The 19,209-nt window shown below is 47.1% G+C and carries 14 protein-coding genes; 11 read left to right on the forward strand and 3 right to left on the reverse strand.

Going from position 1 to position 19,209, the window contains the following annotated elements; genetic code table 11:
- The first annotated feature begins 105 nt into the window (after nt 1-105).
- Both GY843_RS09655 and GY843_RS09660 read left to right on the forward strand, forming a co-directional pair.
- Nucleotides 106-522: a hypothetical protein gene (locus tag GY843_RS09655; protein WP_297308987.1), complete on the forward strand. Its 417-nt coding sequence runs from the start codon at nt 106-108 to the stop codon at nt 520-522.
- Nucleotides 523-784: 262 nt separating this feature from the next.
- The gene (locus GY843_RS09660) at nt 785-1,825 is read left to right on the forward strand and encodes an IS481 family transposase (protein WP_297308988.1); all 1,041 of its coding nucleotides are present in this window, start codon (nt 785-787) and stop codon (nt 1,823-1,825) included.
- A gap of 38 nt (nt 1,826-1,863) precedes the next feature.
- On the opposite strand, the gene GY843_RS09665 is transcribed toward GY843_RS09660, so the two are convergent.
- Nucleotides 1,864-2,262 carry a hypothetical protein gene (locus tag GY843_RS09665; RefSeq protein ID WP_297308989.1) on the reverse strand — a complete coding sequence of 133 codons (399 nt, stop codon included), beginning with the start codon at nt 2,260-2,262 and terminating at the stop codon, nt 1,864-1,866.
- Between the two features lie 293 nt (nt 2,263-2,555).
- On the opposite strand from GY843_RS09665, the gene GY843_RS09670 reads away from it, so the two are divergent.
- From GY843_RS09670 to GY843_RS09685, 4 genes are all read left to right on the forward strand, one after another.
- On the forward strand, nt 2,556-2,855 hold the full coding sequence (locus GY843_RS09670; protein ID WP_297308991.1) for a hypothetical protein: 300 nt from the start codon (nt 2,556-2,558) through the stop codon (nt 2,853-2,855).
- 211 nt (nt 2,856-3,066) lie between these two features.
- Nucleotides 3,067-4,371: a TolC family protein gene (locus GY843_RS09675; protein ID WP_297308993.1), complete on the forward strand. Its 1,305-nt coding sequence runs from the start codon at nt 3,067-3,069 to the stop codon at nt 4,369-4,371.
- Nucleotides 4,371-5,855 carry an efflux RND transporter periplasmic adaptor subunit gene (locus GY843_RS09680; protein ID WP_297308995.1) on the forward strand — a complete coding sequence of 495 codons (1,485 nt, stop codon included), beginning with the start codon at nt 4,371-4,373 and terminating at the stop codon, nt 5,853-5,855. Before GY843_RS09675 ends, GY843_RS09680 begins: the two co-directional genes overlap by 1 nt.
- Nucleotides 5,852-8,968: an efflux RND transporter permease subunit gene (locus GY843_RS09685; protein ID WP_297308997.1), complete on the forward strand. Its 3,117-nt coding sequence runs from the start codon at nt 5,852-5,854 to the stop codon at nt 8,966-8,968. The genes GY843_RS09680 and GY843_RS09685 overlap by 4 nt, the downstream gene beginning before the upstream one ends.
- A 350-nt stretch (nt 8,969-9,318) precedes the next feature.
- On the opposite strand, the gene GY843_RS09690 is transcribed toward GY843_RS09685, so the two are convergent.
- A complete protein-coding gene (locus GY843_RS09690) occupies nt 9,319-9,813 on the reverse strand; it encodes an NlpC/P60 family protein (RefSeq protein ID WP_297308999.1) in 495 nt (164 codons plus the stop codon).
- A 433-nt stretch (nt 9,814-10,246) separates the two neighbouring features.
- On the opposite strand from GY843_RS09690, the gene rapA reads away from it, so the two are divergent.
- On the forward strand, nt 10,247-13,120 hold the full coding sequence (gene rapA / locus GY843_RS09695; protein WP_297309001.1) for an RNA polymerase-associated protein RapA: 2,874 nt from the start codon (nt 10,247-10,249) through the stop codon (nt 13,118-13,120).
- 43 nt (nt 13,121-13,163) lie between these two features.
- Here rapA and hrpB read toward each other — a convergent pair whose 3' ends face one another.
- Nucleotides 13,164-15,668, reverse strand: coding sequence for an ATP-dependent helicase HrpB (hrpB, locus tag GY843_RS09700; RefSeq protein WP_297309003.1), 2,505 nt, complete (start codon nt 15,666-15,668; stop codon nt 13,164-13,166).
- A 115-nt stretch (nt 15,669-15,783) separates the two neighbouring features.
- Here hrpB and GY843_RS09705 point away from each other — a divergent pair, with 115 nt between their 5' ends.
- From GY843_RS09705 to GY843_RS09720, 4 genes are all read left to right on the forward strand, one after another.
- Nucleotides 15,784-16,086 carry a hypothetical protein gene (locus GY843_RS09705; protein WP_297309004.1) on the forward strand — a complete coding sequence of 101 codons (303 nt, stop codon included), beginning with the start codon at nt 15,784-15,786 and terminating at the stop codon, nt 16,084-16,086.
- A gap of 145 nt (nt 16,087-16,231) precedes the next feature.
- Nucleotides 16,232-16,834 carry a CBS domain-containing protein gene (locus GY843_RS09710; RefSeq protein ID WP_297309005.1) on the forward strand — a complete coding sequence of 201 codons (603 nt, stop codon included), beginning with the start codon at nt 16,232-16,234 and terminating at the stop codon, nt 16,832-16,834.
- A gap of 111 nt (nt 16,835-16,945) precedes the next feature.
- On the forward strand, nt 16,946-18,103 hold the full coding sequence (locus tag GY843_RS09715) for a type III PLP-dependent enzyme (RefSeq protein ID WP_297309008.1): 1,158 nt from the start codon (nt 16,946-16,948) through the stop codon (nt 18,101-18,103).
- A 137-nt stretch (nt 18,104-18,240) separates the two neighbouring features.
- Nucleotides 18,241-19,134: a sensor domain-containing diguanylate cyclase gene (locus tag GY843_RS09720; RefSeq protein WP_297309010.1), complete on the forward strand. Its 894-nt coding sequence runs from the start codon at nt 18,241-18,243 to the stop codon at nt 19,132-19,134.
- The last annotated feature ends 75 nt before the right edge of the window (nt 19,135-19,209 follow it).

A 19,209-nucleotide genomic window follows, 5' to 3' on the forward strand; every position in this document is an offset into this window, starting at 1 on the left:
CGGTGAGGACGCCGCTCCTACAAAACAGATAGGAAGGGCAGGATTAAGAGCCGATTCAGTTACACTGTTTATTATTGCCCAGATTAATTTTTTTAAGGAATGGTTATGTTGAACAATGCTGTAAAAGCTGTAGGTGTTATTGGTGTTTCTACGCTGTTTATCGTTGGTTGTGGTGAAGAGGAAAAAGCGCCGGTAGCTGTTCCTGAACAGGCTCCAAAAGTGGAAGCGCCTACACCTGAAAAATCAGCAATGGATAAGATGAAGGAAGGCGCCAGTCTAACTTTGGAAGGAGCTAAAGAAAAAGCTTCAGAAGTAGCTGATAAGGTTACGGAAAAATCCTCTGAGATCGCCGAGAAAGCTGGAGATGTGGTTGCAGAGGTGTCAGAAAAAGCGCAGGAAGTGACAGCAGATTCTGTTGAGGCGGCAAAAGAACTTTCCAGCGATTCTCTGGATAAAGCCAAAGAAATAGCGGATAAAGCGACTGAAATGGCTAAAGAAGGGGTTGAAGCTGTTAAGGAGTAGAAGCAGGTTCAAAACTTAGGGTTGATCTGGCAGCAACTGTCAGATCAACATGTCTTAAAAGTGCCAGAAGCGGACATAAAGAAGGGTGCATTAAGCACCCCTCAACAATCACTTTTGCTGATACTTAAAAGACTGGCATGTAAATGGAACTAGTCTGAATTGAATTAGTCTCGACCTAATCTGACATATCTTCTTGAGAAAGAGAGAGTTACCCGTTTTGATAAAGGTGCTGAAATCTTAAATCAAAACAAAGGTAACTCTCATGTTGCATACTAGCAATCCCATCATTAAACACAAAGCAGGTTTGCTCAACCTCGCTGAAGAACTTGGAAATGTATCAAAAGCCTGTAAAGTCATGGGCGTTTCTCGTGATACGTTTTATCGCTATCAGGAGCTTGTTGAGGAAGGCGGTGTTGATTCACTGATCAGTCAATCTCGTAGAACACCAAATGTAAAAAATCGTGTTGATGAGCAGACTGAGAACGCTGTCATTGAACATGCGATAGCTTTCCCAGCTCATGGCCAAGCCCGAACCAGTAATGAACTACGTAAAGCAGGCGTGTTTGTATCAGGCAGTGGGGTTCGCTCCATCTGGCTACGTCATAACTTAGAAAACTTTAAAAAGCGCCTTTCAGCTCTGGAAGCGAAGGTTGAGAGTCAAGGTATCATTCTGACTGATGAGCAGGTTGCTGCGCTTGAGAAGAAGAAACAAGACGACGAAGCCTGCGGTGAAATAGAAACGCATCATCCTGGCTATCTTGGTTCTCAGGACACGTTCTACGTGGGTAATCTAAAAGGGGTTGGCAGGATATATCAGCAAACCTTTGTTGATACCTACAGCAAGGTAGCATTCGCTAAGCTATACACGACGAAAACACCGATTACCTCAGCCGATGTATTGAATGATCGTGTATTACCATTCTTTGAGGCTCAGGAGCTGCCTATGCTACGAATCCTGACTGATCGCGGCACGGAATACTGTGGCAAGGTTGAACAGCACGATTACCAGCTATATCTCGCCATCAACGATATTGATCACACGAAAACCAAAGCGAGACACCCACAGACTAATGGTATCTGTGAGCGCTTCCATAAGACGATATTGAACGAGTTTTATCAGGTTACGTTCCGTAAAAAACTCTATGCGTCACTGGATGAGCTGCAAAAAGATCTGGACGAATGGCTGGATTATTACAACAATGAACGAACTCATCAGGGGAAAATGTGTTGTGGCAGAACGCCTATAGGTACATTGCTTGATGGAAAGCAGATTTGGGCTGAAAAGAATTTAGCCCAAATCTAATCTGACAGTAGCACTGGAAGGAACGGGTAACTGTCAGATCAGGTCTGAGCTAGTACATCTGAATGCTTACGACGTTCCCGCTCCATTTCTTCTCGATGCTTTCTATCTTCCCGTTTCTGCTCTTCGTAACGTTTACGCTCTTCGCGATTCATCTCTTCATAATGTTTGCGCTCTTCCCGTTCCATCTCCTGACGATGTTTGCGGTCTTCTCGCTCCATTTCCGCTCGGTCTTTGCGTCGTTCACGTTCCTGTTCTTCGTAACGTTTACGTTCTTCCCGATCTAATTCACGCTCACGCTTTGCACGTTCACGCTCATCTTTCATCTGCTCTTTTCTTGCCTCTTTTTCAGCTTTATATGGTGAATCCGCTAGAGCTGGAGCCGTATTGAATGATGCAGAAACAACGAGTGAGATAAGCAACGCCTTAATAGTTTTCATTTCTTCATCTTCTTTATGCGGGAATATGACTTTTAGTAGTTTTCAGTCAAATATACAGCAAAAATCTGAATAGGAAGTTAATAGCTATATGTCTTCTATGTGTCGACAGCGGACAATACCTTCTAGACCAACTTCCGGTATTCCAAATCTATGAGAGATTAGAGCTCGATTATTTTTCCGTCTCTCTGCTGATTTACTGAACTTTTACTATTGGTTAGGTTCTATAGAACACTGTTCTGACCTAGAATAGTTAAGGATTCTCACTCGCAAAGCATACGAATAAGATACAAGTAATGCAGGTAAAACTCTCACAACTACATAAAGCGATTGCTGCACTATTGATGCTGTTTTTTGTCGTTTATTGTTCTGTGGGTGTGTGTACCAATATGCTTGCATCGTCTATGCCTCCTTTGACACCGACGACTGCAGAATCTGCCCATGTCCATCATCACCATATGGAAGGTAGTGGATCTGTTAATCACAGGCGGGGCATTGTGAAGAGTCTGGAAGTTGTGAGTGGAGTATCAACCCGGTTGCTGACCCAGTGTCTTCGTTGGATTCACCATCGGGCTTTTTCCTTGCCTATCTGGTAACAGCAGTTTGTTCGCTATTTCTGTTTGCCCCAATAAGCCTTAGAAGACGACTTTGTTACGCCTTTTCCCGAGAAAATTTCTACCAGCAGAGCTACCCCAGGTTGCATCTGCAGAAAGCTGTTTTTCTGAATTAAATCCTTTCCTGAATTCCGTTCGTAGCCCGATTCTCGTTTTGGGCTGAGATGTATTGGTATTTTCACAGGAAAGGAATATGCGTAAATCTCCTTTAGTTATTTTGCTGACAACTTTACTTAATAGTTTTGTGTTCAGCAGTTATGTACAGGCAGAACTCACTCTGGATTCTGCCATTGAAGAAGCGCTGCAAGCAGATCACTGGAACCGCAGTAATCTTCTTCAGGAGCAGGCTATCCGCTCAGAAGCGATGGCATCTGCACAGTTACCTGATCCCAAGCTGCGCTTAGCCTTAGCCAATCTACCGTTAGATAGCCTGGATTTTAATCAGGAAAATATGACCCAGCTGCAGTTTGGTTTGTCCCAGCAGTTCCCCCGTGGGGACTCTTTGGCTTTGAAAGAGCAGCAGATTAATCTGATGGCGGACAAGAATCCGCTACAGCGTTTGCAAAGAATGGCGTTAATTAAACTTAACGTTAGTCAGACATGGATCGCTTTACACCAGAGTTCACAACAGCTTGATCTTCTAAAGCGTAAAAGACATATCTTCCATGAACTGGTTTCTATCAGCCGGGCGAACTTTCGAAGTGGTAAAGCGAAACGTTTTGAAGTGTTGGATGCTGAGCTACAGCTTACTCGTCTTCGTGATCGTATAACGCAGTTAGAAAAAAGCGTGGCCCAGCAGCAGGGACAGTTACAGAAATGGCTGTTATCTCCGGCTAATTCGGCTTTACCTGTTTCATTACAGGCGCCTGATTTATTGACCGAACCTGGAAACTTATCAGCGCTTGAGTCGGCCCTGAATCAGCATCCACAGATGCAACTGATCGCTCAGGATATTCAGATTAAAGATAAAGGGGTTGAATTGGCAGAAGAAGCCTATAAACCCGGCTTTAAGGTGGATGCCAATTATGGCTATAGAGATGATGCCAGTAGTGGTATGGAGCGTGCGGATTTCTTATCCGTTGCTGTGACCATGGATCTGCCACTGTTCCCGGAAAAGAGGCAGGACCAGCGCCGTAATGCTGCAATTAAACAGCGCGAGTCCAGTAAAGAGCTCAGGTTGCTTAAAGCGCGTGAATTGAAATCAGGGGTTGAAGTTGCTTTGGCAGATCTCGCCGGGTTGCAGCAGCGCCTGTCTATCTATGATCGCAGTTATTTATTACAGCTTTCGGAAAAACGTAAAGCAGCTCTGCGTGCCTATGCTGCAGCCGACGCCAGATTTAATGAAGTTGCGTCTTCAGCCATCAGTGAACTGGAAGCCCAGCTACAGAGGATAGCTTTGGAACATCAGATCGCCCGGGCCAATGTTCAGGTTAACTACTATCTGGCTGGGGTCGATCCTCAGCTAACATCAGCCCAGTCAGCAGCGGAGGATAAGTAATGAGTAAATGGATTCTGGCAACATCAACTCTGCTGTGTGGTGTAGCTCTTGGATATTTTTTACCAGGACAAATGGACAACGGTTCCGACGGAGCAGACAACGGCGGTGAAAGTAAACCGCTGTACTGGGTAGCACCAATGGACCCGAACTATAAACGAGATAAACCCGGCTTATCGCCAATGGGTATGGATCTAATTCCGGTTTATCCGGAAGACCTGGCAGGAGGTAGCTCTCCCGGCACCGTTTCAATTAGTCCAGAGGTGGTGAATAACCTTGGGGTTCGAACCGAACAGGTGGTATTCAGTCCGCTACAGGAGCGGTTAAGTACGGTGGGTTATGTCGGATTTGATCAGGAAAAGCTGGTTGATATCCACTCGCGTATCTCCGGCTGGGTGGAAACACTGGCAGTGAATACTGAGGGTGAGGAAGTCACACAAGGTCAGCTGCTTTATGAGATCTATTCCCCTGAATTGGTTAATGCGCAGGAGGAATATATTGCAGCTCTACAGAGTGGTAATCGTTACCTGCGACAGGCCAGTGAAAGTAAGTTGAGAGCATTGGGGGTGCCTGAACAGCTGTTTGTTACTTTGAAAAAACAGCGCAAGCCACTACAGCGTATCCCTGTGTATGCACCATCGGACGGATATGTCAGTCAGTTGAATCTGCGTCAGGGCATGTTTATTAAGCCGGATAAAAAACTGATGCAGATTGGCCCATTGGATCAGGTCTGGGTGACTGCGGAGCTGTTTGAACGTCAGGCCTCTCAGGTACAACAGGGTGATCTGGCAGAGATGAGCCTGGAGTTTCTGCCAGGCAAAAGTTGGCGAGGAAAGGTGGATTACATCTACCCAGCCCTTAACGCTGCAAACCGTACACTCAAGCTACGCTTGCGTTTTCCAAATCCAGACCTGCAGCTAAAACCTGATATGTTTGCCCGCATTCAGATCCAGACTGAGGCTAGTGACCCAATCCTCAATATTCCTGCTGAAGCACTGATCAAAACCGGTGTTCAGGAGAGGGTTGTCGTAGCGATGGGAGAAGGGCGTTATAAATCGGTTGAGGTAAATGCGGGTCAGCAGATGAATGGCCGTGTCGCTATACGTCAGGGGCTTTATCCTGAAGATCGAGTTGTGGTCTCAGCGCAGTTTATGCTCGATTCCGAGTCGTCCATCAGTTCTGACTTCCTACGCATGACACCTCCAAAAATGGAGATGATAGAGGAGGTCTGGATCGCGGCTGAGGTCCGTTCAGTTGATCAGGAAAAACGCCTGGTTGTGTTGGATCATGAAGAAATTCGTGAGTGGAAGCAGCCTGCAATGGTGATGGAGATACCGGTTGATGAAGGTCTGGATATTCAGAAGCTGGCGGCAAGTCGTCAGGTGCAGGTTCTGCTCAACGGAGCAGATATGCGTGATCTTAAACTGACTGATTTTATTCTTCCGAATCCGAAAGCCCCGGATAGCTTACCGGGAGGTTCGTTATGATAAAGGCCATTATCCACTGGTCGATCCATAACCGCTTCTTTGTAATTCTGGCCACATTGATACTGATCGGTTGGGGGGCATATGCCATCAAAAATACACCGATCGATGCGATCCCTGATCTGTCCGATGTGCAGGTTATTATCAAAACCACTTATCCGGGGCAGGCTCCGCAGGTGGTGGAAGATCAGGTGACCTATCCTCTGACCACAGCGATGCTTTCTGTACCGGGGGCGAAAACCGTACGTGGTTTCTCCTTCTTTGGTGATTCCTACGTCTATGTGATCTTTGATGAGGATACGGATCTGTATTGGGCCAGAAGTCGGGTACTGGAATACCTGAGTCAGGTTTCATCTCGTCTACCTGATAACGCTACTCCCCAACTTGGCCCTGATGCGACAGGGGTAGGTTGGGTCTACCTTTATGCGCTGGTTGATCGAACCGGGCAGCATGATTTGGCTCAATTGCGCAGTTTGCAGGACTGGTTTCTAAAATACGAATTGCAGACCGTACCTGGAGTATCAGAAGTGGCTCCTGTAGGCGGTATGGTGAAGCAGTATCAGGTGAAGGTTGATCCGGAAAAACTGCGTGCCTTTGATATCCCGCTATCCCATATCAATTTAGCGATTAAGCGTGCTAATCAGGAGAGTGGGGCATCAGTCATTGAGATGGCTGAAGCGGAGTATATGGTCCGTGCTACGGGTTATCTGGATGGGCTTGAGTCGATCCGTACTATACCTCTGGGGGCTACCCGTCAGGGAACGCCTATTCTGCTGCAGGATCTGGCGGAGATAAGCATTGGTCCGCAGATGCGTCGGGGTATCGCCGAGCTGGATGGCGAGGGTGAAACTGTCGGTGGCATAGTGGTGATGCGCTTTGGCGAAAATGCCCAGAAAACCATTGATGGTGTGAAGGCCAAACTGGAAGAGCTAAAGCGTAGCCTGCCCGAAGGGGTTGAAGTGGTAACGGTTTATGATCGTTCCGGTTTGATCGAACGGGCGGTAGAAAACCTGTTTGAGAAACTGGTGGAAGAGTTCATCGTAGTTATCATTGTCTGCGCGCTGTTCCTGTTCCATTTCCGTTCTTCGCTGGTGGTGATTATCAGTTTACCCGTAGGAATCATGACAGCCTTTATCGTTATGTATTACCAGGGGATCAATGCCAACATCATGTCTCTTGGTGGTATCGCCATCGCGATCGGTGCAATGGTGGATGGAGCCATCGTGATGATTGAGAATGTGCATAAACACATGGAGAGAACCGAGCTGACAGCAGAGAACCGTTGGCAGGTTATTGCTGAAGCTACGGCTGAGGTCGGTCCCGCACTGTTCTTCAGTCTGTTGATTATCACAATGAGCTTTCTGCCGGTCTTCACCCTGGAAGCACAGGAAGGCCGAATGTTCTCTCCACTGGCGTTCACCAAAACCTATGCCATGGCGGCGTCAGCGGGCCTGGCGATCACTCTTGTGCCGGTGTTGATGGGCTACTGTATCCGGGGGAAAGTACTGCCGGAGAAAAAGAATCCGCTAAACCGTTTACTGCAAGCGATATACCTTCCGGCGATTAAAGCTGTGCTGAACTGGCCTAAGACTACCGTGTTGTTTGCGGTATTGGTTACCGGTGTTGGCTTCTGGCCAGTGAACAAGATCGGTTCAGAGTTTATCCCCCCTCTGGATGAGGGTGACTTGATGTATATGCCAACTACCTATCCTGGTATCTCGATTGGTAAAGCGCGTGAACTGCTCCAGCAGACCGACAAGCTGATCCTGACTGTACCGGAGGTGGAGCGGGTCTTCGGCAAAATAGGGCGAGCGGAAACAGCAACAGACCCGGCCCCATTAACGATGATAGAGACCTTCATTACCCTGAAGCCAAGAGACCAATGGCGTCCGGGTATGACCACCGAGAAGCTGACCAACGAGTTGGATAAATTGGTTAAATTTCCGGGGCTGACCAATGCTTGGGTAATGCCGATCAAAACCCGTATCGATATGCTGGCAACCGGTATTAAAACACCGGTAGGTCTGAAGGTGGGCGGGCCAGATCTGGCGGTGATTCAGGATATAGGTCAGCAGCTGGAAAAGGTGCTGGCAGATGTTGAGGGAACCGCTTCTGTATATTCGGAACGTGTTGCTGGAGGCCGTTATATCAAGGTGGATATTCTCAGGGAAAAGGCTGCCAGATACGGTTTAAATATCGCGGATGTGCAGACGGTTGTGACCAGCGCAATCGGGGGGATGAATGTTTCACAGACCGTTGAAGGTCTGGAGCGTTATCCGATTAATGTGCGATATCCGCAGGAGTATAGGAACTCGGTTGAGAAACTACGTCTGTTACCGTTAGTCACGCCTATGGGTATGAAGATAGCACTGGCTGATGTGGCGGACATTCGCATTGAAGATGGGCCACCAGGGATCAAAAGTGAAAATGCCAGACCTAATGGCTGGACCTTTGTAGATATCGAAGGCCGCGATCTGGGTTCATATGTCGCGGCTGCGCAGCTTGCAGTAGCCGATAATGTGAAGCTTCCGGCCGGTTATTCCATCAACTGGTCGGGGCAGTATGAATATCTGCTGCGTGCTCAGGAACGGTTGAACTATGTGGTGCCGCTGACGTTGGCAATCATTGTTGTCCTGCTTTATATGAGCTTCCGACGTTTTGCCGAAGTAGCGATGATAATGGGTACACTGCCTCTGGCGCTGGTTGGCGGGATCTGGATTCTCTATCTGAATCAGTTCAACTTCTCAGTTGCCGTTGGTGTTGGCTTTATCGCACTGGCCGGGGTAGCGGTGGAGATCGGTGTAATCATGCTGGTGTATCTCAATCAGGCTTATCAGGCAAAGCTAAAACAGGCAGAAGAAGGTCTATCGCTGAACGATCTTAAAGAAGCTGTGATAGAAGGCGCGGTACTTAGGGTTCGTCCGGTTATGATGACCGTTGCCACAGTGATCATAGGTTTGTTGCCCATTATGTATGGTACAGGAACTGGTGCTGAGATCATGCAACGTATCGCTGCGCCGATGGTGGGAGGTATGATCAGTGCGGTTGTGCTGACGCTGCTCTTAATTCCGGCGGTTTATTACCTGTGGAAGCTGAAGGAAATACGATCAGAGTAATATGCTTGCCGCTATTGGCAAACTACTAAGTTACACATTTCTTTTCGCTGTAAGCGAGCCGGGGTATTTGTTTCGGCAAATACCCCGGCACCCCAAAGCCGCCCCAACTGTTTGGTTGGCTTCGCCAACTCCCTTGTGCGCTTCAGATTTAACCGGGGCTGCAGAACTCGACTTCTATCGAAGTCTCAAACAGGCTTCGCCCCTTTTCGCTTAAATCTTGCAGTGCTCAGCATCACAGATGGGGGGGATGTGCCACATTTTGAAATTATGGTGGAGTTATCTGAGTGGCGGTGATCTCAACTAGGGAGTTCAATAAAGTAGCCTTTTTAGATAACGGATTCTGTAATAGCTCAGAACTGTTTCTGAATGATCTGCATCTGCTGTGGGCGGATCGCTTTCCAGTAATGTTTTTGCCAGTAAGGGTTGTTCAGCCTACTAAGCGTAACTCCTTTACTTGTAGAAGCATGTAAGAAAATACCGTCCTCAACATAGATCCCAACATGGCGTTGTTTGTCACCATCGGTACGGAAAAGGACTAAGTCCCCCGCGGTCAGATGAGCGGGTTTGATACTTTCACCGTAATAGGCCTGGCCTGCAGTGGTGCGGGGTAGATGAATACTGAACAGCTGGCGGTAGGTGATCTTAGTAAAGGCGGAACAATCTACACCCTTCATATCATAGCCACCAAGTTTATAAGGAGTGCCTTGCCACGCTTTGTGTTGTTCCAACAGTGCTTGGCTAATATCTGTGCTACCTGATGTGAGAAGAGGTTTTGTGGTTTGTGTGGTGCAACCCGTAAATAACAACAGGGCCACAATGGAAAAAAACAGAGAACGAAATTTCATCACAAATCCTCTTCGATAAGTTGCCAATAGTATAACCCGGACAAAGGAACATGCGAACAAACCCTGTTGGTGCTCTGCAAGTCCTGAAGCCTGCAGATGCAAGGCGTAGTTCGCAGCTAATGGCCTTAGTCCTTAACAAGAAATACAACGCGGCAGATGGAGGCTTCAGGGCTTGCCCTTTCTATAGGTAAAAGGGGCTTCTCTGATAGTACACACTCTGCGTCAGTCCCTTTAGAAAGGCTTTAGCATTTCGGCAAGGCACTTTCTTGATTGTGTACTATCATAGAAGCCAGAGTGCCTACAGGATTCATTCGTATGTTCCTGTATTTACTAAAGCCAAAGAAGTAGGAATTACCACTTAAAATGGTTTGGCTTTCTCTTCATAACTGCCTATTATGCGCAGCTCTTTTCAGCCTGAGTAAGCGATTGATACATGACCGAAGAATTTCAGATAGGCCAGCGTTGGTACAGTTACACAGAAGCAGAGTTAGGTTTAGGTGTTGTAACTGAGCTGGTGAATCGTCGAGTTGTAATTCTGTTCCCAGCTACAGGCGAGGAACGGACTTATGCGCAGAGTAACGCGCCTTTAAGTCGAATTGTTTATCCAATTGGTGATCAGATTAGCGATGATGAAGGTCTGACCATCAACGTCACCGATCATGAAGAAGCTAATTCCTGTGTTGTTTATGTTGGTCTGGATGCTGATGACAATGAGCACCTGATCCATGAAGCTTCTTTAGAAAGTTCGGTACATTTCAGCAAACCGTACGAGCGCTTGTTTGCAGGCCAGATTGATAAACTGCGTCATTATGAGTTACGTCTGGAAACGCTGAAACTGCAGCATCAGCATCAACAGTCAGATGCTTATGGTCTGATTGGCCCACGCGTTCAATTCCTACCACACCAGTTTTATATCGCATCGGAAGTGGGCAAGCGAATCGCACCACGTGTCTTGCTGGCGGATGAGGTGGGTCTGGGTAAAACCATTGAGGCAGGTTTGATTCTGCATCAACAGCTGGTGTCAGGTCTCGCTAGTCGAGTACTAATTGTTGTTCCCGACAGCTTGATCCATCAGTGGCTAGTAGAGATGCTACGCCGCTTTAATCTGCATTTCTCAATCATGGACCAAGGTCGCTGTGATGATGCTGAATGTAACCCTTTTGAGTCAGTGCAGCTGGCCCTGAGTCCTATCTCTCTATTCACCCGTGAAGATAAGTACCTGGAGCAGGCCGTTGCTGCAGGTTGGGATCTGATGGTGGTGGATGAGGCCCACCATTTGGGTTGGAGCGAAGAGGGTGCCAGTCATGCGTATCAGTCTGTTGAGGCCTTGGCGCGTCAGGTTAAGGGCTTGTTGCTACTGACTGCGACACCAGAACAGCTCGGTATTGAAAGTCACTTTGCCCGTTTACGTCTTCTAGACCCAGACCGTTATTACGATCTTGAGAAGTTCAAAACTGAGGAACAGGAGTTCCAACGTGTTAACCAACTGATTGAAACTCTTAAAGACCCTGAACAATGGGATGATGCACTTTCCGATAGCGAATTTACTGCATTATTGCACCAGTATCTGGGTGATGAGATAGCTGATGAACTAGAAGCACATAAAGGTGATGACAGCGAAGCACGTGAGCAACTGATCGATGAGACAGTGAAAGCGCTGCTTGATCAGCACGGTACTGGACGTGTCCTGTTCCGTAATACCCGAGATAGTGTAGAGGGATTCCCTCAGCGTCTATTGCATAGCTATGAACTTCCTCTGCCTGAAGCTTATGCCTCTCTGATCAGTGAGGCTGCGATGGAGCAACAACTTCATCCAGAAACACTGGTAAGCCCTGATGGGGGTTCTGAGTGGTTACTGGAAGATAACCGTGCAGACTGGATGATTCAGTGGTTGGAAGGTTATCGCAGTGAAAAAATCCTGGTTATCTGTGCTCATGCACATACGGCAATCGCTCTGGAAAAGCAGCTGCGTTTGTTTGAAGGTAAACGTACGGCACTGTTCCATGAGGGGATGAGTCTGCTGGAGCGTGATCGCGCTGCAGCTTATTTTGCTGACAGCGAGCAGGGTGCGCAGTTACTTATCTGTTCTGAGATAGGCAGTGAAGGGCGTAACTTCCAGTTTGCCCATCATATGGTGATGTTTGATCTACCTCTGAATCCAGATCTATTAGAGCAGCGTATAGGTCGTCTGGACCGTATAGGGCAGGCCCATGATGTAAATATCCATGTGCCATATTTCCGTAATAGTGCTCAGGAAGTGTTGTTGCGTTGGTACAAAGAAGGGCTTGGGGCTTTTGAGCAGGTTTGTCCAACTGGACAGAATCTGATGCAGCAGTATGCGGCTCAGCTACACCAGTGTATGGAAAACCCATTGGATCAAGCGGCCGTTGATCAACTTGTTTCTGATACGGCTCATACACAGCAGGCACTGTTGGATGAGCTTCAAAAGGGCAGAGACCGCCTACTTGAGCTGAATTCTTGTGATGAAACTCAAGCGGATCTCTTGCATGAAGCGCTGGATGAGATCAGTCAACCGGGTGTTCTGGCATCTTACATGGGACGTGTATTTGATCACTTCGGTGTGGAGCAGGAAACCACCGGAATTAACGGGGTTATACTACACCCTAGCGACCATATGCTGAGTAGCCATTTCCCAGGCTTACCAAGTGATGGAATGACTGCTACTTTCCAGCGTAATGAAGCGCTATCCCGTGAAGATATGCACTTCTTAAGCTGGGAACATCCGATGGTATCTGGTTCGATGGAGATGATGCTGGAAGGCAGCTATGGCAGTTCATCACTTTGTACCATGAAGCTACTGCCGCTGAAGGCGGGCAGCCTGCTGGTAGAAGGTATCTTCCGTGTTCATTGCGTAGCGGAGCGTTCACTTCAGTTGCAACGATATCTGTCAGAAGCCTGCGTGCGTCGCGTGATCGATAGTACAGGTAATGATCTTACTGGCGTCATTACAGAACAACACTTTGCGACATTGGGCAAACGCGTTGGCAAGAACATCGCTTACAACCTGGTTAAACACGCCCGTGAAGATATCTCTAATCTGGTAGTGAAACTGGAACAGCAGGTTGAGGAACTTGAAACCTCTATGTTGCAGGAAGCACGACAGAAACTGGAAGAGCAGCAGAATACAGAGAAGCATCGATTGGTGAATCTGGCGAAGGTTAATCCGAATATCCGCCAGGAAGAGATCGATGCGATTGATGCCCAGACTGAAAAACTGCTGTCAGCACTATCTTCCGCATCTCTTAAAATGGACGCAGTGCGTGTAGCGGTGATAACTCACGAGTAGTTGGTTATTACAACAGGGGACAGATTTAAATCTGTCCCCTAAGTCATCTCTGACTGGCCTTTTTTGTTTTTGCTGTCGCAATTGCCGTTAATGGATCATCCGGCCAGGGGTGTTTAGGGTAGCGTCCCTTCATATCTTTCTGTACTTCAGTGTAGCTATTTGCCCAGAAACTCTTCAGATCCTGTGTCACTTGCAACGGACGCTGGGCAGGGGATAACAGGTGGAGCTTCAGTGCAACGCCATTACCGATTACCGGTGTATCTTTACAGCCAAACATCTCTTGTAGTTTGACCGCTAACACAGGAGGATTTTCAGAGTAGTCTATACGGATTCTGGAACCGGAAGGCACCTGATACCTTTCGGGTGCAAGTTGATCCAGCTGTTGTGGTAAAGGCCATGGCAGCAAGGCCTGGAGGATGTTCTTAAGGTCCAGTTTTTTTAGATGACTGAGCTGTCTTACCCCAGAAAGGTAAGGGGTAAGCCATTGCTCAAGCGAGCACATTAAACCCTTATCGCTGAGGTCTGGCCATTGTGTGTCAGGTTTAGACTTTTCCTGCTCGTAAACAAAGTTCACCCTCTGGCGCCAGCTTTTCAGCTCATCGCTCCAGTTAAAAATCTCAATTCCCTGTTTGCGGATAAAAGCGATAATCGCCTCATTTATGGCTTCCTCAGAGGCATTTGACAGTGGTTCTGAGTTTAGAACAAGTGTGCCTATCGATTGCTGCTTTTCTGCAAGAAGGCGGTTATCTGTCTGGTCCCAGTTTACCAACTCCTTCTCCTGAATCAGCTCTGGTAGAAATACTTTGACTGTTTCAGGATTTAGTTTTGCCGCAAGAGAGATGTAATCGGTGGCTTTACCTTCCTTGCTATTCAGCTGGGCGACTGCGATCCACTGCTGTTTATTGAGCGCGTCTGATTGGAAAAATGCAGCAGCACGACCACTGTTCATCCTATATGTATCCCCGCCTTGGTTGCGTTGTTTGGCAATACGGTCAGGGTAAGCCATCGCGAGTAGTAATCCCGGTAGATCTTTTTGATCGATAGCTGCGTGTTCAGATTGCGTGATCAGTTTCTGGCAAAGCTTCAGATAACTCGTTGCTTGCTGATTGATTCGATTTTGTTTGCTAGCTTTGGTCGTTAGCCAATCCAACCGATCCTGGATATCAGCCCCGCCCTGTTTAAGCGGGTCTTTATCCTGCAGAAGAGCTGCTAACCGACAGGCGACTTTCTGCCATCCACACTCTGTCGCTTTAATCAGCATATGAGCGAGTCGTGGATGGGCAGGGAATTGAGCCATCGTCTCGCCATGTTCAGTGAGAGAAAAGTCCTCTTTCAAGGCTCCTAATTGTTGAAGCAAGTTTATCGCTTGCTGATAGCTACCATCTGGTGGAGTATCCAACCAGTTAAGCTCAGAAGGGGATTTAATACCCCAGTGACAGAGCTGCAATGCTAATGGGGTCAGATCCGCTTGGGTAATTTCAGGAGGATTGAAACTGTTTAGCTGCTCCTGCTGGCCTTCACTCCATAACCGGTAACAGACCCCAGGTGAAAGTCGCCCGGCACGACCGGAACGCTGTGTCGCTTCTGCTTTGGATACTTTACGCGTCTGCAAACGATTCATTGCGGTACGCGGATCAAAGCGAGCAAAACGGCTCAAGCCGCTATCAATAACTACTTCAACCCCTTCAATGGTCAGACTGGTTTCAGCAATATTGGTTGCTAGAACCACTTTCCTTTTACCTTCAGGAGGTGATTCTATCGCCTGGCGCTGTTGCTCGAGCGTGAGATTGCCATAGAGAGGTGCTAGCAGAATATCCTGCTGATCTTGCAGAGATTCATGTAGTTGCTTCTCTACTTCTCGAATCTCTTTCTGACCTGGGAGAAAACAGAGAATACTACCGCTTTGTTCCAGCAGGGCTTGTTGGATCGTGGACACCACGCGTGGTTCTATCCATTCGTTCGGCTGGGCTGGTTTTGAATAAAGGTGTTTAACCGGATAGCTTTTACCTTCGCTTCTGATAATTGGCGCGTTGTTCAGAAGTGCAGCGACGGCTTCACCATCCAGTGTAGCTGACATCACCAGTAGTTTCAGCGGGTCTTCATCCCGGAAAATTTCACGTGCTTCCAGTGCTAGAGCCAGGCCCAGATCTGCATCAAGACTTCTTTCGTGGAATTCATCAAAGATAACCAAACCATAACCTTCAAGGCTCGGATCGGATTGCAGCATCCGCGTAAGTACACCTTCGGTGACCACTTCAATACGAGTTGAGCCGGAAATTTTGCTTTCTAATCGGATACGGTAACCAACGGTTTCCCCCGCCTTTTCCCCAAGAACAGATGCCATCCTTTCTGCTGCGGCTCTGGCTGCAAGGCGACGTGGCTCCAGCATGATGATTTTCTGGTCTTCTAACCATGGCTGCTCTAACAGAGCGATAGGCACACAAGTGGTTTTACCGGCACCTGGAGGTGCTTCCAGTACGACCTCGTTGCGCTGAGTTAAGGCTTCTTTTAACGATGGTAATGCTGATTCGATGGGAAGTTTGATCATTATTTAATCTTTTTTCAGAGAGGCTGAAAATCTTAACAGTATTTTCCTCGCAATCAATTTACACAGCGAGTAGGCACGCTACAATTAAGCAGTAACTTTTCTTTGAGGAACTTTAATGCCTGGCAATTTTCAGGGTCGCAGAGGCGGCTACAAGAAGAATCCAAAACTTTCAGGACGTGGTGTACTGGAAAAAGTGGAAACAGATGGTCCCCACACGGAGTGGGTTGGAATGCCGCCATATTATATCCATATGATTACTGTAGACGGGGAAGAGTACTCCTATCTTTCACCGGACAAAGATATTGAAATAGAACTGGGTAAGAAGGTCACGTTTCGTTATAAAGAAACCAGCAAGGGTAAGTTTATCGATAAGCGTTCTCTAGGGGTGGTGATTGATCCTAGTGAATTGGGTTATTGATCGGTCAGATGATGACTTAATTTATGACTACATAAAGCAGCCTTAGTGGCTGCTTTTTTGTGCCTATCGCATGAAAAAAGCGCTTTAAAAAGTAAAAACTGAATTCCTCGTCTATTCTGAAAAGAAAAATAATATGAGGATCGGTATGTTTCAGGAATTCAGACATATTCGTTTACAGGATATCTCCGATGTTGATTACATCCTGTCACCAGACACGAGCAATGCTCCTACCAGTCTACACAGTCCTGCTATAGATACGTTAACGGATTTTACCAAGACCAAACCGGTAACAGTGCAGGAATCCATGCCTATTGAAGAAGCTCTGGAATATATGAAAAGCCAGCATGTACGCATGCTGTTTGTCCTGGATAATCATGATAATTTTGCCGGTATTGTTACAGCTGCAGATGTTTCAGGGCGAAAAGTAATGGCATTTATGCAGCGTGATGGGGTGAGCCGGGATCAGGTACAGGTTCGGCATATTATGCTGGGGAAACTACATATTCGAGCGCTGACTTATGAGCAGATTAAAGATGCTAAAGTCGGCGATGTAATGCTGACTTTGAAGGGCTCAGGTGATCAGCATGTGGTAGTGGTGGACCAGAGTACAGCCGGCGTTTTACGTATCCGGGGAGTTATCTCTGCAAGTGATATTTCCCGTCGTCTGAAAATTGGTTTTGAAGTGATGTATGAAGCGAAAACGTTTGCTGAAATAGAAAAAATCGTGTCCCATGGTGGAGAGCTTTAAGCTCTCCTTGTTATCTTTTTATAAGGCTTTCCTGACCACTGTTATTCACATATACTTCGCGCGAATTTAAAGGTCTTCTCTGTTCAACTCTTTTTGTGGTGCTACCTTGCCATGATCTTACCACAGCCATTTCGTTCTGATGCCACTGAGCGCCTTCAGGAACTAATAAATAGCAAACCAACGCCTTTCCTGGCTTTGGACCTTTCGGTTATTCAGACTCGTTATGAGGAACTTGAAAAAGGCTTTCCACTTGCTGATATCTTTTATGCGGTTAAAGCCAATCCTGCTGATGAAGTGATTCAGCTCTTGGCGGATCAGGGTTCCAGTTTTGATATTGCATCCCCTCAGGAGCTAGACAAAGTTTTAAAGTGCGGTGTTGATCCGCAACGAATGAGTTATGGAAATACCATCAAGAAAAGTTCAGCAGTAAAGTACTTTTATGAAAAAGGGGTACGCCTATACGCTACTGATTCTGAAGCGGATCTTCGCAATATCGCAGAGCACGCACCTGGTTCAAAGGTTTACATCCGTGTACTAACTGATGGTTCAGAGGGAGCTGATTGGCCGCTGTCCCGTAAGTTTGGTTGCAATCCGGAGATGGCTGTTGAGCTAGCGGTACAGGCTAGGGATCTGGGCTTGATTCCTTACGGTGTTTCCTTTCACGTTGGTTCTCAGCAACGGGATATCGATGTTTGGGATGGGGCCATAGCTAAAGTTAAAGTGATATTTGAACGTCTGAAGCAGGAATTTAATATTCAGATGCAGATGATCAATATGGGCGGAGGATTTCCTGCCAAGTATCTGCAGAAGACTAATGAATTCACGACCTATGCTGAGGAGATAGCTCGATTCCTTAAAGAGGATTTTGGGGATGATGTGCCACATATTATCCTAGAGCCTGGTCGTTCTCTTGTAGGAGATGCCGGTGTTATCGTTTCAGAAGTTGTTCTGATATCACGAAAATCTTCAACTGCACTAGAACGTTGGGTCTATACCGATGTAGGTATGTTCAACGGTTTGATAGAAACTCTGGGTGAAGCGATCAAGTATCCTATCGCTACATCTCGAGAGGGAGCGGAGGAAGAGGTGATTCTGGCAGGGCCTACCTGCGATAGCCTAGATATCATGTATGAACAGCACAAATATGAATTGCCGCTCTCACTAGAAATTGGCGACCATATCTTCTGGTTTTCTACTGGCGCGTATACAACCAGTTATAGTTCTATTGAGTTTAATGGCTTCCCTCCACTAGAGTACTATATCCTCTAACCTTCTCCTTAAATCCTAAAAACTGGTCTGATTTCCAGTACTTGGGTGAAAAAAAAGGGATAAACAGGTTGTTCAGAGCGAAGCAAACGGCTATCTTTTTGATAGATGTTTTTGTCTGGTTACTTGGAGAATAGTGGATGTCCGATAAACAGATCCTGGCACGTTATGAAGCGTTGCTGAGTGCCTCTGCAGATGCGGTGATGGTTCTTGAACCTGCAACAGGTTTGATCCTGGCGTGTTCCGCAGGTGCCGCTGAATGGCTAGATGCTGATGCCCTGATCGGGCGTAAACTGTCGGACGTACTTCCGGCGGATCTATCTGGTGATATTACTGCTACGGCTGTTAAAGCAGCTGACAAGAAGGCAGTAAAAACCTCAGACATCCAGCTACGCCCTGAACATGTTCCCAATCTGCGCGAGCAGGGTTTGATTGAGACTAAATGGATTGAACTGCGTTGTTTTGCTGCAGAAAGTGAAGTAGTAGCAGTATTCCGCGATATCTCTTCTAAGCGTCGTTTAGAGCGTCAGGTGACTAGTCAGGCACAGCGTGATCCTTTGACCGGTGCATATAATCGTCGTGCGTTACGTCCTGTGCTGGAACAGGCGGTTGCTCAGGCTCAGCGTTATGACTGGGTTTGCAGTCTTATGGTGATAGATGTCGATGACTTCAGTAAATTAAATGATGATTACTCGTGGGACTGCGGAGATCAGATCCTGCAGCAGCTTGTGACTACCATTCACGGCATGAAGAGAACTTCTGATTTCCTTGCTCGTTACGGTGATGACCAATTTATTATGTTCATGCCAGAGACCAATCATGAACAGGGTATGGCTGCAGGAAACAGGGTTCGCAAGTTGATGGAAGAGATGGAGATTCCATACTCAGCAGGTGATGTTCGTTTCACTGTGAGTGTGGGTGTCGCAGCGTTAAATGGCCCTGAAGATGATTCCGACAATATGTTGCGTCGTGCCAACGAAAACCTGTTTATTGCTAAACAGAGTGGCTGTAACCGTGTTGAAGGTGAAGAATAGCCTTTAATCCGATGTATTTGTTCAGGGAGGGGAGCTTCGGCTCCCTTTCTTTTTACTAATCATTCGCTGTGAAAC

The organism is Neptuniibacter sp., assembly GCF_024231755.1.
GTDB lineage: Bacteria > Pseudomonadota > Gammaproteobacteria > Pseudomonadales > Balneatricaceae > Neptuniibacter.